Source organism: Marinobacter sp. M5B (genome assembly GCF_042604615.1).
GTDB classification, from domain to species: domain Bacteria; phylum Pseudomonadota; class Gammaproteobacteria; order Pseudomonadales; family Oleiphilaceae; genus Marinobacter; species Marinobacter salarius.
Genome location: NZ_CP156894.1, coordinates 310,524 through 323,761, shown reverse-complemented (window position 1 = coordinate 323,761; position 13,238 = coordinate 310,524). Strand labels below are relative to the sequence as shown.

Below are 13,238 nucleotides of genomic sequence, written 5' to 3'. Positions count from 1 at the left end.
GGTCAACTCACAATTTCACACAGATGTTTTTCATCTCGGTGTAGAACTCCAGGGAGTGCACACCACCCTCGCGGCCTATGCCGGACTGTTTGCTGCCGCCGAAGGGTGTGCGCAGATCCCGCAGGAACCAGCTGTTGACCCAGATGATGCCGGCTTCGATCTGGCCTGCGACTCGGTGAGCGCGGGTAATGTTCTCGCTCCAGATTGCTGATGCCAGTCCGTAAGGAAGGCTGTTGGCCAGTTCGATAGCTTCCTCTTCGGTGTCGAACGGGCACAGGTGGACACAGGGGCCGAAGATTTCATCGGTAATCACCGTCGAACTTTCCGGCAAACCGGTCCAGATGGTGGGCTGAACCCAGGCACCACCGACCAGCTCCTCCGGCATACCGGGAACGCCACCACCGGTCACTACCGTGGCACCGTCATCAACGGCTTTCTGGTAATAGGACAGAACCTTTTCCCGGTGTTTGAGGCTGACCAGTGGCCCCATATCCGCCTCGGCATCATCCGGCGGACCAATCTTCATGCCTTCTGCGGCTTCTTTCAGTCGGCCAACGAACTCGTCGAAGATGGAACGCTCGACGTAAACCCGCTCGGTGCCCAGGCAAACCTGGCCACAGTTGGCGAAGGCTGAGCGCATGGTGCCCTCGATGGCCTTGTCCATATCGCAGTCGGCGAACACCAGGCCGGCGTTCTTGCCACCCAGCTCCAGGGAGATATCCCGGATGCCCTTGGCGGCAGCCTTCATGATGACTTCGCCGGTGCCGGTCTCGCCGGTAAAGGTGAAACCATCCACCAACGGATGCTCGGTGAGGAAAGCCCCGGCGGAATCCCCACCGAAGCCGTGAACCACGTTGAACACCCCGTCCGGTACGCCAGAGTCTTTCATCACTTCGCCCAGCAGGGCGGTGGTGGTGGGGGTTTCCTCGGAGGGCTTGACCACCACGGTGTTGCCACAGGCCAGAGCAGGCCCGACTTTCCAAGTCATCAGCAGCAATGGCAGGTTCCAGGGGCTGATCACCCCGATCACGCCCTTGGGGCGGCGTACGGCGTAGTTCAGCGCGCCGGTGCCGTCCGGCGTGGGCATTTCGAAGGATTCCGTGGGCACGTTCTTGATCATGTCCGCAAACACTTTGAAGTTGGCTGCGCCCCGGGGGATGTCGATGTGGCTCGCCAGGGATCTGGGCTTGCCGGTATCCAGGCATTCCGCTTCCAGGAACTCGTCAAACCGTGCGTTGATGCCGTCGGCCACCTTGTGCAGGATGCCCGTGCGTTCCTCCAGCGTCATCTTGCCCCAAGGGCCACCCAGGGCCGATTTCGCGGCCTTGACGGCAGCATCCACCTCCTCCCGGCCGGCTTCGTGAACCTTACTGATCACCTGGCCGTTGGCTGGGTTGACGTTGTCAAAAAGCTTACCGCTGGCCGAACCAATGTACTGTCCGTTGATGTAGTGTTTTATGTCTTTCATTGCTGCTCATTCCCGTGAGGCCAGTGTTGGGTTAGGTCAATACCGTCAAGAACCGTTCGTTCAGTACCCGGTCGTGGTAGAAAATCGCTTTACCGAGATCTTCCGCTTTCCAGGTGATCGGTTTGTGGTCCGGGTAGGTGTAGTCACCACCACAGAACACTTCGTTGCGGTTGCCGGACGGATCGAAGAAATAGATGGTCTTGCCATGGGTCAAGCCATGACGGGTAGGACCGATATCAATGGAAGTATCAGTCATGGAGATCAGGTCCGCGGCCCGCAGGACGTCCTCCCAGGTTTCCAGGAAGAACGACGCATGGTGGAATTTTCCCGGTTCTTCATGGTGAATGAAGGCGATGTCGTGTTCCTTCATAGAGACGGTCAGAAACTGGGCGACGCGGGTACCTTCCGGGTCCAGAACCTGCTCGGCCAAGTGGAAGCCCAATACATTGACAAAAATGTCGTAGGTTGCGGCCAATTCCGGGCCGTAAAACAGGCAGTGATCGAAACGTACCGCTTTCATACCCTCAAGACCGCGTGGCCAGGCTTCTGGATTAACCTCGGTGACCCCCCATTTTCCGGTGTATAACTTGTCGGCATACAGCTCGAAGGCGTGCCCCGAGGGCACACTGAAACGAATCCGGCGACCACAGTCTTTCAGGTCACCCTCGGGAATCTGATCGACATCCACACCAAAGCTCACCAAGTCATTTTCAAGCTGGACCAGCGCCGCCTCATCAACCACCTTGAAGCCCATGAAGTCGCAGCCAGGCTCGTCTGCTTCGCGCAGGACCACGGAGAACTTGTCCACCTCGGACCAGGCCTTCAGATACACCCTCCCCAGGTCATCACGGTCGGTTTCGATCAGACCCATCAGGTCCGTGTAGTGTTTGACGGCTTCATCCATATCGAGAACACGGATCTGGACATGGCCGGGACGCATTACACCTTTTTTCATGACAGTTACCTCAACGCTGTTGTTTTTGTCTGCTTGCTTGTGAGACCGGGCTGCGATGGCGGCCGGCACTCGATGGTCAAATCAGTCAGGGGATACACCCGGCAGGCCAGGACTTCCCTTTTCTCCAAGGCTTCCGGCGGAACATGGACCTTGCTCATCTTTCCGCACTCGAACTCTCCTGCCAGAACCTGGATCTTGCAGTAGCCGCAGCCACCGCCCCGGCAGCCCACGGGCACGCACTTCATGCCCCGTTGTTCCATCGCCTTGAGCACACTCTGGCCGGCCTCGCATTCAAAAGACTTGCCGCTGCACCGCTCGGTTATCCGATAGACCTGAGCCATATCGCACCTCCGGTCAGATCTTCTTAAACAGGGCTGAACGCTGGGTTTCTTCCGCGCCGTCTGCCGCTGTCAGGAACTTTTCCATGAAGATGTCCCGCTCAAACAGCCGGCCCTGCATCAATGCGGTAATCGCCGCATCGATCATCGGCGGTGGTCCGCACAGATAGGCTTTGTGCTCAGCAAAACGACCATCGAAGTGTTCCCTGGCCGCATCGTGCACATAGCCCCGGAAGCCAGACCACTCACCGTCTTCGTCCGCCTGGCTCAACGCCGGCACGTAGGTGAAGTTGTCGTTGTCCCTGGCAAGGGCCTCGAACAGCTCACGGTTGTAGAGCTCGGCACGGTTACGGGCACCCTGGAACAGGGTGATCTGGCGGTCATCGCCCTGCTCCAGCAGGTCGATGATCATGGATTGCGGGCTGGAGAGACCGGAGCCGCCGGCAATGAAAATCAGGTTGCCGGGCTGCGAACTGCGCACGAAAAACTGGCCGTATGGACCTGACAGATGCAGTTGCTCACCCACGTTCAGTTGCTGGTGAATGTAGGTGGTTGCGGCACCGCCCTCGACCAGTCGCACATGAAGCTCTACCTCATCCGCCTTGCTCGGCGGATTGGCCAGGGAGAAGGCCCTCGGGCCATCAACGCCCGGCAGTTCGATATTGATGTACTGGCCGGCCTGGAAGGTCATCGGGCGGTCGAGCTTCAGGCGGATGCCCTTGATGGTCGGAGACAACTCGACGATGTCTGTGACGGTTGCGGTGTAGTCCTCCACCGGATAGCCCTCGAAGTCTTCGTCGACATCGATATCCGCCTCGATGGTGACGTCGCTTTCAACGGTGGCACAGCAGGCCAGCACCTTGCCTTCGTCCCGTTCCACATCCATCAGGGCAAAGGGCGAGGCATCGCCGATTTCAACATCGCCCTCGATGACCTGGACCTTGCAGGTGGCACAGGTGCCGTGGCCGCACGCAAAAGGCAGCCAGACACCCTGGCGCAAAGCGGCGGCCAGGATGGTCTGGCCATCCTCGACCTCAATCTGTTCACCAATGGGTTCGATAGTAACGGTGTGACTCATAGCGCTACCCTCAGAATCCGGCGCCGGCAAGGCCATTAAGGCCCGGCGTGGTTACCGTCAGCATGCTCTTGTGATCAATGCCATTGTCTTTGAGGCTGGCATCAACATCCGGCGTAAACGGTTCATCATTCAGCAGCCACTGCGCCTCCAGGAAGTCAGCGTTCGCTGAATCCGGATGGGATGCCGTAGCCGGTTTCAGGATCTCTTCAACCATGGCTTCGAAGGTCATGTCCGGTTGCACCAGCAGGGCAAACGGAGCACAGAACATCAGATGATTCGGCCAGAGTACATACAGCAACTGCATGCCGTTGAAGTTCTCGACCTTATCCCGTGGTTCAAACTTGTAGTCGTATAAAGCGTTAACACTCATGGTGGTCACCTTGTTGTTTTTGCGGGTGAATCACCCGGCGTCAGATGACACCGGGTAATCTCCGTATCAGGCCGCGTCCTGCTTGGACCCTTCAGCCTTGTCATCAGACGACTTGCCCTTGATGGACAACCAGCGTTTGTGGTCCGGCGAGCCGACATACTCGAAATTGTCCTCGCCAATGTTGATGTGGTAGTACTTCTGAACCACCGTCTCGACGTCGCCACCTTCACAGTTGCCCTGGTAGATCTGGTGTACCGGCAACCACGCCTGAACGTACTTCTCCGGCTCGTGCTTGAAGATGTCGCAGCAGGCTTCCGAGCAGAAGTGGTAACGCTCACCTTCGTAGTTCATCTGGCGGTGGCTGAGCTTGGTGGGCTCGCCCATCTCGGTAAACAGCGTCGGTACCTGGCATACCTGGCACAGTTGCGGCAGGGTGTTGTTGTAGAAGCGGCGGCCTTCAGCATGCTCTTTGGCCCAATGCTCGTAGCGCGGGCGGTAGTACTTGTCGAAAGTCTCCGGATACTTCTCGGACATCCAGTCCATTTCTTCCTTACCGGGAATCCAGGTATGGAAGTTGGTGGCCTGGCTGTACTGGTAGAACGTGCCCCATAGCTGATGGCTGATGTGGTGCTTGGCATCGTTGGCCACATCCTGATATTTGGGCGGGCGGATGCCGTAGCGCTCAAGGTCTTTGAAAAGGGCGCCGCCGTTTTGCTCGTAATACACTTCCCAGGCTTCCGACCAGGACATGACCTTGTTCGGCAGCATGTAGTCCATCATCATGCTGACTAGGCTCAGCAGGCGGAAACCGCGCCAGAACCACTTGTCGATCCAGCGCTGTACGATCGGCACATTGTCCTCATGCTGTTCGAGGATGAACTTGATCACTTCAAGGCCCAGGGTCATGTGCCGTGCTTCGTCGGACTGCGCCGAGAAACCAAAGGTGACGGTGGCCATGTCGCCGTTATAAGCAGCACCGGACATGAACGGAACGAACAAAAGGTTAGTCAGCACATACTCGAACGAGAACGAAATTGCAGTCAGAAACTCGAACGGACCGGCCGAACGGGCATCATCGAAGAACGACTTGGGTACGGACAGAAACCACACCCGGTCGTGCATGTAAGCCGCATCGTGCAGGCCATTAAAATGCTTGTTGTAATGGCTCATCGCATGCTGCTGGGTCTGTGAATGGCGCAGCTCGTCAATGGACTGCATCTGGCACGCCACCCTGGCTCCGGCGCCACTGAACTGGCGCCCCACCTTGGCGTAGCCCTGGAAAGCCGCGTGTTCCAGGGGCGACACACCGGTCAGGAACAGTTTCAGCGCATTCACATAACGGCCGTCCGAAATGTTCTGGTGGCCGTTGTTCTGGGCAAAGGCATCGAAAATGGCGTACAGCTTTTTCTCTTTTTCAGCCTGGTACTTCCAGTAGGCGTCCATGGTCAGACGGAATGGATCTTCCCATTGGGACCAGTCGGTAATCTTGATACCTTCAAAGTCCTCGTCCGGGAAAATGTCCTTCTTCTTTTGATAGGTTGGTTCCCAGGCCATGTCCCGGGTCAGGTACTGGTACTTGTCCTTGAGATTCAGCTTCTTGTTTTTAACAGCCATGATAAGTCTCCCAATTAGGTCCACTGAAGAATGAAGTGGTCGTCGTCTTCGTCGACATTGCCGCCGATACTGATCACGTCGATGAGCATTTCCTGAACATCCCATTCGCGACCGAGCTTCTCTTCCATCGTTTCCCGGTTGATCACCAGGCGCTTCTCGGCCTGGATCCGGATCATTGCCGGCTGGTGCTGAACTTCCGCTTCCGGATTGTCTTCGGCGATGGCTTCCACCAGGTAGCGGGCGTTGTCGTTGTCCTGAAAGGCAATAAATACGAGCTGGCTCATGCGGATACTCCCTGGCTCTGCAGCTGGAATTTCTTGAGTCGGGTGGAGAGTTGAGCGCGGGTTTCATCCAGGGCCTCAATGCCGGTGCTGGCCTCAGCCAGGGGCTTGAGTGCGCTGTACACCTGAGGTTCCCACTGATCGATCCAGGCCTGGAGCTGTTCGCGGTTGGCATCGCTTTCCGCTGCCACAACCTTGATCATGGCGTTGGTCCAGCGCAGGGATTCCTTGTACCAGTCCCGCATGAATTCGGTGAGCATGGAAACATCTTCGGCATCCTGCTCGCCCAGCCACTGGTCCATCCTCTCGTACACCAGGGGAAACAGCAGGCCATCCACCAGCACGTTCTGGACCAGCGTCAACTCGAACCAGTCATCCACCACCAGGGTGTCTTCCACCAGCTTGCGCATTGGCTGCCACAGCTCGTCATCCATCCAGTAGCACTTGGATTCGTCCAGTGCTGCACCGGTACTGCCATCCAGCATCAGGGCAATTCGAGACAGGTACTGGCCAATGCCCAGGCGATCCATGGCGGTATATATGTGCATCTGCGAGACCGTCGTGGCGTTAACATCGCCCGCGATCTTGCTGTTGTTCATGTTGGCACCCAGCTCCACGTGGCGCAGAGGCACCAGCAACCTCAGGATCTGCTTCTGAGTGGCTTCGGGAAGTCGGGTCAGCAGATTGCGCTTTTCGCAGAACCCGAAGCTGGTCTCCGCGGCCTCCTGCATCTTGGCCCGGTTACCAACATAGGCGCCGTAGTAGAACTGGCGGGGATCGGTGACGGCGTACCAGTCTTCCATGCGGATCGACGTGCGTGTGGGGTCGTTCAGCGTATGCTTTGAATCCCACAGCGGGCGGTAGTGAAAGTTGGTTTTGGCTTCCAGGTCATAGCTGGCTTCCTGGTAGCGGGAGGCCGGCTTGTCGCCGAAGCGACGGGCGATGTGCCCGTATGTCTGGCGGATGGGTTCCACCGAATTGGTTTTGATCTCAATGCTCATATCAACTTACCGTTTGTTGTTTTGAGTGGATGATCGATTTGGTGACGTTCAGCGGTGACCCTTCTCGCCGAAGCGCCACTTGACCATGTCCGCATCAATCTCGCGGATCATGTCGGAATCCATGTGAACGACATTGTTGTGCTTGCAGAAGATTTCGAACGCTTCGCGGGGAAGGACAAGCTCAACAAACAGTTCGGGATGTCCGATGGCAAAATCGAACTCTACGAATCTGTCCTCTGGCCCACTTCGGACCCGGATGTAGCGGGTCAGCTCGTCGAAGCTTTTTGCATGCTCAGTCATCGTTGACACCCTTGTGTTTGTTATGGGTTGCCACAGCTGGAGCAACCGCTGTGCCAAGCATCGAAACCTGCCGTCAATAAAAACCCAGACTTCTGTTTTAAAAGGCTTTATATAGAAAGGCGGGCGCTGATACAGAGTGGATTATCGAAGGGTGAGATCAGGAAGCCAGACGAATTTTTCATCATTTGATCAACATGAAATCGTGATCTGAGCAAATGCTCAGATCAGCAGCCAACCGTGACTTTCGCCTGAAATTTCATCATTTGATTGATTTGTGACAAGGATAGGGTGTTATATGAAAAAGGCGGCGTTCGGCTGCCTTCGCGCTGGACGACCTTTCCAGGGTGCGACCCCATACAATTACAAACGGGGCTCCTGAGCATGGCTATTACCTACAAACCGCAATTACAATACTTGGATTTTCAGGATCTTACGGAGCAGATCCGATTCCAGAGCACGGAAGGCAAAATCTGGTTTGGCGAGCAGCGCATGCTACTGATGCAAGTCAGTGCCATGGCGGCCTTTCGGCGCGAAATGGTGAACACCATGGGCATTGAGCGTGCGAAGGGCTTTCTCCTACGCTTGGGATACCAATCCGGACTGAAAGACGCCGAACTCGCTCGAAAGCTTCGCCCGCACTGCAGTGAACTCGACATCTTTCTGGCTGGCCCCCAACTACATTCACTCAAGGGAATGGTCAAAGTCGTTCCCATGGAGATCGACATTGATCATGATTCCGGCAGTTTCTATGGCGAGCTGGAATGGGTCGATTCGTTTGAAGTGGATATCTGCCAGACCGAACTTGGGCAGATGGATGAACCAGCTTGCTGGTCGCTGCTCGGATACGCCTGCGCCTATACATCCTCTTTTATGGGTCGTGAGATCATCTTTCGCGAGGTCAGTTGCCGTGGTTGCGGTGACGAGAAGTGCATGATTGTGGGCAAGCCCGCCGAGGAATGGGAGGACGCTGCCGAATTTGCCCAGTACTTCAAGGCAGACACCATTATGGAAGAACTGTATGACCTTCAGAGCCAGGTCAGTTCTTTACGCAGCAGCCTCGAGAAACAGGAGGGGCAGTATTACGGCATAGGCCAGTCCGCCTCCTACAACAAGGTCTGCAAGATGATCGACAAAGCCGCTCAGGGCAAAGTATCGGTTCTGTTGCTCGGGGAAACCGGCGTTGGCAAGGAGGTGATTGCCCGCAGCGTTCACCTTCGCAGTGAACGAGCCGAACAACCCTTTATCGCCGTCAACTGCGCCGCTATTCCCCCTGACCTGATCGAAGCGGAACTGTTCGGCGTGGAAAAAGGCGCCTACACCGGTGCCAACCAGTCCCGGCCAGGCCGGTTTGAACGAGCCAACACCGGCACTATTTTTCTTGACGAGGTGATTGAACTGACTCCCCGGGCCCAGGCCACCTTGCTGAGGGTGCTGCAGGAAGGAGAGCTTGAGCGGGTGGGCGACAACCGCACAAGGGCTGTCGATGTGAGGGTTATTGCAGCTACCAACGAAAGCCTGGAAAAAGCCGTGGAAGAGGGGCGTTTCCGCTCCGATCTGTTTTACCGTCTCAATGTATTTCCGGTGAAGATTCCACCGCTTAGGGAACGGCTGGAAGACTTGCCACTGCTGGCCGAACACTTCCTCAACAAGTTCCACTCAGAATATAACAAGCGCACTCTCGGGCTCTCCGACAAGGCCCTTGAACTCTGCCTGCACTACCATTGGCCGGGAAATATCCGGGAGCTTGAAAACGTTATCGAGCGTAGCGTCATCCTGACCGACAACAACGAGTCCATCAGTCGCGAATCTCTGTTTGCAGGTATTCCCGAGCCGCAACCCAGCCAGCCCCAGGGCGTTGTCGACAGCCACGGACAACTTGTTGAAAAGACTTCCGAAACCTCCAGGGGCGACTGGGCCAGCCAGATCCTGGGCAACGGTATCGGCCTGGACGATGTCGAGGAAACGCTGATGCGGCGTGCCATGGAAGAGGCCAACCAGAATGTTTCCGGCGCGGCGCGTATCCTCGGACTGACCCGTCCCGCTCTCGCCTACCGGCTCAAAAAGTCCGGCATTCTGGCTGAAAGCTGAACCACAACCGTCGCGCCATGACAGGGATGTCCACGGTTCGTTTTCTGGTTTGACGATATCAACAAACGCCCCACCCGTTTCATCATTTGATAAATCTCAATCCTATTAACTGCCCCACCAAACTTCCCTAAAGCTCTCTAAAACCGTCACCTTCACCATTAAATACAGACAGTTAACAGCGCGAAAACGTGCATGGCACACGCGTTGCTAAATCACCGTCAGTCGCGTTATCCACAAAAACAAAGACGGTGACATAAAATGCGAAATGCCCCCCTGCGCAAATGGCGCACTACCGGCGCAGCCGTATCGCTGGTCGGATTGTTTTCGGTTCTGTTAACGGGTTGCGAAGCGCCCCTGGATCTTGACGCGGTTCGAGATCAGTCGGGACAGGCCGTTAAACGGACCGATTTCTATCAAGCCATTGCTCGCAATGACGAGGTTATCGTGCTGACTGGCAACAACGGTGTTGTGTTGGTCAGCTCAGACAACGGAGAAAGCTGGAAACGGCAGACGCCAACGTCGGAAAGCTTCCTTGCGTTGGACGTATGCCCGGACAACAGCTTTATTGCGCTGACGTTCAACAACGAAATCTGGCATGGCGATACCAGCGGAGATAACTGGACGGCGCATTCCCTGCCCAGCCAGGAACAGATGATGACCGCCGCTTGCGCTCCGGACGGCAACTGGTGGGCAGCAGGTGCTTTCACCACTATTCAGGGCAGCGCTGACCAGGGTGAGACCTGGACTGAGACTTCACTCAACGAAGACGCCATCCTCAACAACCTCCAGTTCATCGATGCCGACCATGCTTTCATAACCGGTGAGTATGGCCTGGTACTCAAAACCACGGACGGCGGAGAGAACTGGGACTATGCCGGCTACCTTCCGGATGAGTTTTACGCCCATTCCAGCTATTTCCGTTCAGACAATGAAGGTTGGGTTGGCGGCCTGAACGGTTTCATCTACCACACCGCCGACGGCGGAGAGAACTGGGAGAAATCCCCCACCGGCATCAACGCCCCGATATTCGGTTTCGTTGCCGGCCCTTCAGGGTTATACGCCCTGGCGGATAACGCCACCGTATTGCAGCAGACGGGGCGATCCTGGCAGAAGATCTCCGCGTCCGACCAACCCCTGTATTTGCGTACCGGCCTGATTCTCCCCGACCACCGACTACTCGCCGCTGGTGGCCGTGGCCTGCTGCTGAACCTTGAAACTCCCGTGGCCCACTCGGCCAGCACTGACTGAGGAACTCCGCCATGCCTGGACTGCATCGATTCACCCATCTCCTGCATTCGCTGGAGCTATGGATCTTCAACAACCCGCGCAAGGTATTGAGCGTGATCGCCATCCTCACGCTGGCGTTCGCCCTGCGTATCCCCGGGCTGAAAATCTACACCGACTTCGCCGACCTGCTGCCGCAGCAACATCCCTATATCGAACTGCACAACAGCATCAAGGACAGCTTTGGCGGCGCCAACGTTCTTACGGTGGGTGTCGAATTCGAAGATGGCGACATTTTTACCAACGAGAATCTCGCCAAGATCGACCGAATCACCCAGGCCGTGGACAACCTGCCTGGGGTTAACCACAACCTTGTGTCCAGCGTGACTCACCGGAATTCCCGCAAAATCTGGCTTACGGAAGTCGGCAGCATCAACTCGGAACCCTACTACGACTCCACCTCCGGCGAGTACTCACGGGAAGCACTGGCTGCCATGAAAGCCGATGTGGCGGCCAACCCACGGGTGTACGGCCCCCTTGTGTCTCCAGATATGAAAATGGCCCTGGTCAAGGCGCAACTGATTGAAGGCAAGCTGGATTACGAAAAGACGTTTGCACAGTTACAACAGCTGCGTGAAGCGGAGGAAAGCGCGGGAGTCAGGATCTACGCCACGGGACAGCCAGTCCTGGTGGGGTGGGCCTACACGTACATGGAGCAGATCCTCCAGATCTTTATTTTCACCGTAATCACCATGCTGGCCTTACTCGTTTTCCATTTCCGCAAGGCCTACGGTGTGCTGATCCCCCTGGGCGGCGTTTTGGTCTCCACGATCTGGGGGCTTGGGATCATCAGCCTGCTCGGTTACAACCTGGATCCGCTCGGGCTGGTGATCCCCTTTTTGATTGCAGCCAGGGCGATGAGCCATGGCGTACAGCTCGTTGAACGCTACTATGCGGAAACCCGCGAACTGGGTAGTGGCCCCAAAGCCGCAAAAGCGACCTTTGACAGTCTTTTCCGCCCTGGTTCCCTGGGTGTTGTGTCGGATGCTATTGGCCTGTCGCTCATTGCCATCGGGTCCATTCCGTTGAATACCCATCTGGGCATCTATGCTTCCCTTTGGGCGATCACTGTTGTGTTCACGGTGCTGATCGGCGTGCCACTTCTGTTATCCATTCTGCCAACGCCCAAAGACCCGAACCTGCGCGAAACCGCCCTGCGCCATATCGGCGCCAGTTGCTCACGCACGGTTGCACGGCCAGGCGCGGCGAAAGTGGTGCTGAGTGTCGCGGCACTGGCGATGGCCGCAGGACTATTAGCGGCGTCCAACGTGCAGATTGGCGACTCGGAGCCAGGCTCTCCCATCCTGTATCCCGACCACGACTACAACGTTTCTTCCCGCGTGGTGAATGAGCGCTTCCCGGGCTCCGAGGAGCTCTACATCGTGGCGGAAACCGAAGAGAAAGGGGGCCTGAAACGTCCGGAGGTACTGGCTGCCCTTTCTGATCTGCAATCCCACATGCTGAAGGACCCGGAAGTAGGCGGCAGCAAAGGCCTGCCCGACCTCGTTAAGCAAGTTAACCGCCTGATGCACAACGACGACCCCCGTTGGTACCAGATTCCTCACGATGCGGGCTATGTCGGCGGGCTGATGTTTACCTACATGGCCTCCAGCCCGATTCCCGGGGCCCTTGATGAATTCAACGACACCGACGACCGCGTTGCCAACTTGGTGTTCTATTACAAGGACCGCCAGGGCGAGACCATCCGCCGTGCCATTCACATGGCCAAGGAATGGATCGCGGAGAACGGTGACAGCGTTGAGGGCCTGACCATCAAACTCGCGGGGGGAACCCTTGGTGTTGCCGCCGCAATGAACGAATCAGCCTTCGAGACCAATGTCATTGTTCTGCCACTGGTTTTCCTGCTGATCTTTGCCTTTGTCATGCTGTTCTACACCTCATTACACGCCGGGCTGATGATGCTGTTGGCGATGATTTTCGCAACCACTCTCACCTACGCCTATATGGGCTTTAATGCGCTCAATATCGACATCAATACCGTGCCGGTGATTGCCGTGGGTATCGGCGTCGGCATCGATTATTCCATCTACATGATGGACCGGATACGGGAAGAAATGGCCCGACTTGGCAACCTGAGGGACGCCGTCAGGCGAGCCATATCCACCACCGGCATGGCCATCAGTTTCACCGCGCTGACGTTGATGGCGGGCATCATCATGTGGGTCATTTTCTCAGACCTCCGATTCCAGTCTGATGCAGCATTGCTGCTGTGCGTCATGATCGTGATCAACGGCATCGCGGCCATGCTTCTGGTGCCTTCCTGGGTACTGGTCTTCAAGCCCCGCTTTGTTACCGATGTTTACGCCGACGAAGACGGCATTCTCCATGCTGATCGTCACCCACCAACACCATCTCCATCGTCCGGTTCCCCACGGGAACAAGAGGATGGGTTCGTGCCGGGAGAGCCGTACCGGGCCTGAGCCCGGTAGGACACTCCACT

12 protein-coding genes are annotated in these 13,238 nt (G+C 56.7%); 3 read left to right on the top strand and 9 right to left on the bottom strand.

Going from position 1 to position 13,238, the window contains the following annotated elements:
- Positions 1-7 precede the first annotated feature (7 nt).
- The 9 genes from AAGD24_RS01445 to AAGD24_RS01405 form a co-directional block, all read right to left on the bottom strand.
- Entirely contained in the window at positions 8-1,468 is a 1,461-nt protein-coding gene (locus AAGD24_RS01445; protein WP_379866296.1) for a 2-hydroxymuconic semialdehyde dehydrogenase, read from the bottom strand.
- Positions 1,469-1,499: 31 nt separating this feature from the next.
- Complete coding sequence (locus AAGD24_RS01440) at positions 1,500-2,423, bottom strand: catechol 2,3-dioxygenase (protein ID WP_379866295.1); 924 nt, start codon at positions 2,421-2,423, stop codon at positions 1,500-1,502.
- 5 nt (positions 2,424-2,428) lie between these two features.
- Positions 2,429-2,764 carry a 2Fe-2S iron-sulfur cluster-binding protein gene (locus AAGD24_RS01435; protein ID WP_379866293.1) on the bottom strand — a complete coding sequence of 112 codons (336 nt, stop codon included), beginning with the start codon at positions 2,762-2,764 and terminating at the stop codon, positions 2,429-2,431.
- A gap of 13 nt (positions 2,765-2,777) precedes the next feature.
- Positions 2,778-3,839: an NADH:ubiquinone reductase (Na(+)-transporting) subunit F gene (locus AAGD24_RS01430; protein ID WP_286810081.1), complete on the bottom strand. Its 1,062-nt coding sequence runs from the start codon at positions 3,837-3,839 to the stop codon at positions 2,778-2,780.
- Between the two features lie 10 nt (positions 3,840-3,849).
- Positions 3,850-4,209 carry a phenol hydroxylase subunit P4 gene (locus tag AAGD24_RS01425; protein WP_379866291.1) on the bottom strand — a complete coding sequence of 120 codons (360 nt, stop codon included), beginning with the start codon at positions 4,207-4,209 and terminating at the stop codon, positions 3,850-3,852.
- Between the two features lie 66 nt (positions 4,210-4,275).
- On the bottom strand, positions 4,276-5,823 hold the full coding sequence (locus AAGD24_RS01420; RefSeq protein WP_286810082.1) for an aromatic/alkene/methane monooxygenase hydroxylase/oxygenase subunit alpha: 1,548 nt from the start codon (positions 5,821-5,823) through the stop codon (positions 4,276-4,278).
- Between the two features lie 14 nt (positions 5,824-5,837).
- Entirely contained in the window at positions 5,838-6,107 is a 270-nt protein-coding gene (locus tag AAGD24_RS01415; RefSeq protein ID WP_041333559.1) for an MmoB/DmpM family protein, read from the bottom strand.
- Positions 6,104-7,105: an aromatic/alkene monooxygenase hydroxylase subunit beta gene (locus AAGD24_RS01410; protein ID WP_041333558.1), complete on the bottom strand. Its 1,002-nt coding sequence runs from the start codon at positions 7,103-7,105 to the stop codon at positions 6,104-6,106. The genes AAGD24_RS01415 and AAGD24_RS01410 overlap by 4 nt, the downstream gene beginning before the upstream one ends.
- A 48-nt stretch (positions 7,106-7,153) precedes the next feature.
- A complete protein-coding gene (locus AAGD24_RS01405; protein ID WP_041333555.1) occupies positions 7,154-7,405 on the bottom strand; it encodes a phenol hydroxylase subunit in 252 nt (83 codons plus the stop codon).
- A gap of 381 nt (positions 7,406-7,786) precedes the next feature.
- Between AAGD24_RS01405 and AAGD24_RS01400 the strand changes: the two genes are divergently transcribed.
- From AAGD24_RS01400 to AAGD24_RS01390, 3 genes are all read left to right on the top strand, one after another.
- Positions 7,787-9,493, top strand: coding sequence for a sigma 54-interacting transcriptional regulator (locus tag AAGD24_RS01400; protein WP_379866289.1), 1,707 nt, complete (start codon positions 7,787-7,789; stop codon positions 9,491-9,493).
- A gap of 258 nt (positions 9,494-9,751) precedes the next feature.
- Positions 9,752-10,741, top strand: coding sequence for a YCF48-related protein (locus AAGD24_RS01395; RefSeq protein ID WP_041333553.1), 990 nt, complete (start codon positions 9,752-9,754; stop codon positions 10,739-10,741).
- Between the two features lie 11 nt (positions 10,742-10,752).
- On the top strand, positions 10,753-13,218 hold the full coding sequence (locus tag AAGD24_RS01390) for an RND family transporter (protein WP_075195490.1): 2,466 nt from the start codon (positions 10,753-10,755) through the stop codon (positions 13,216-13,218).
- Positions 13,219-13,238 lie beyond the last annotated feature (20 nt).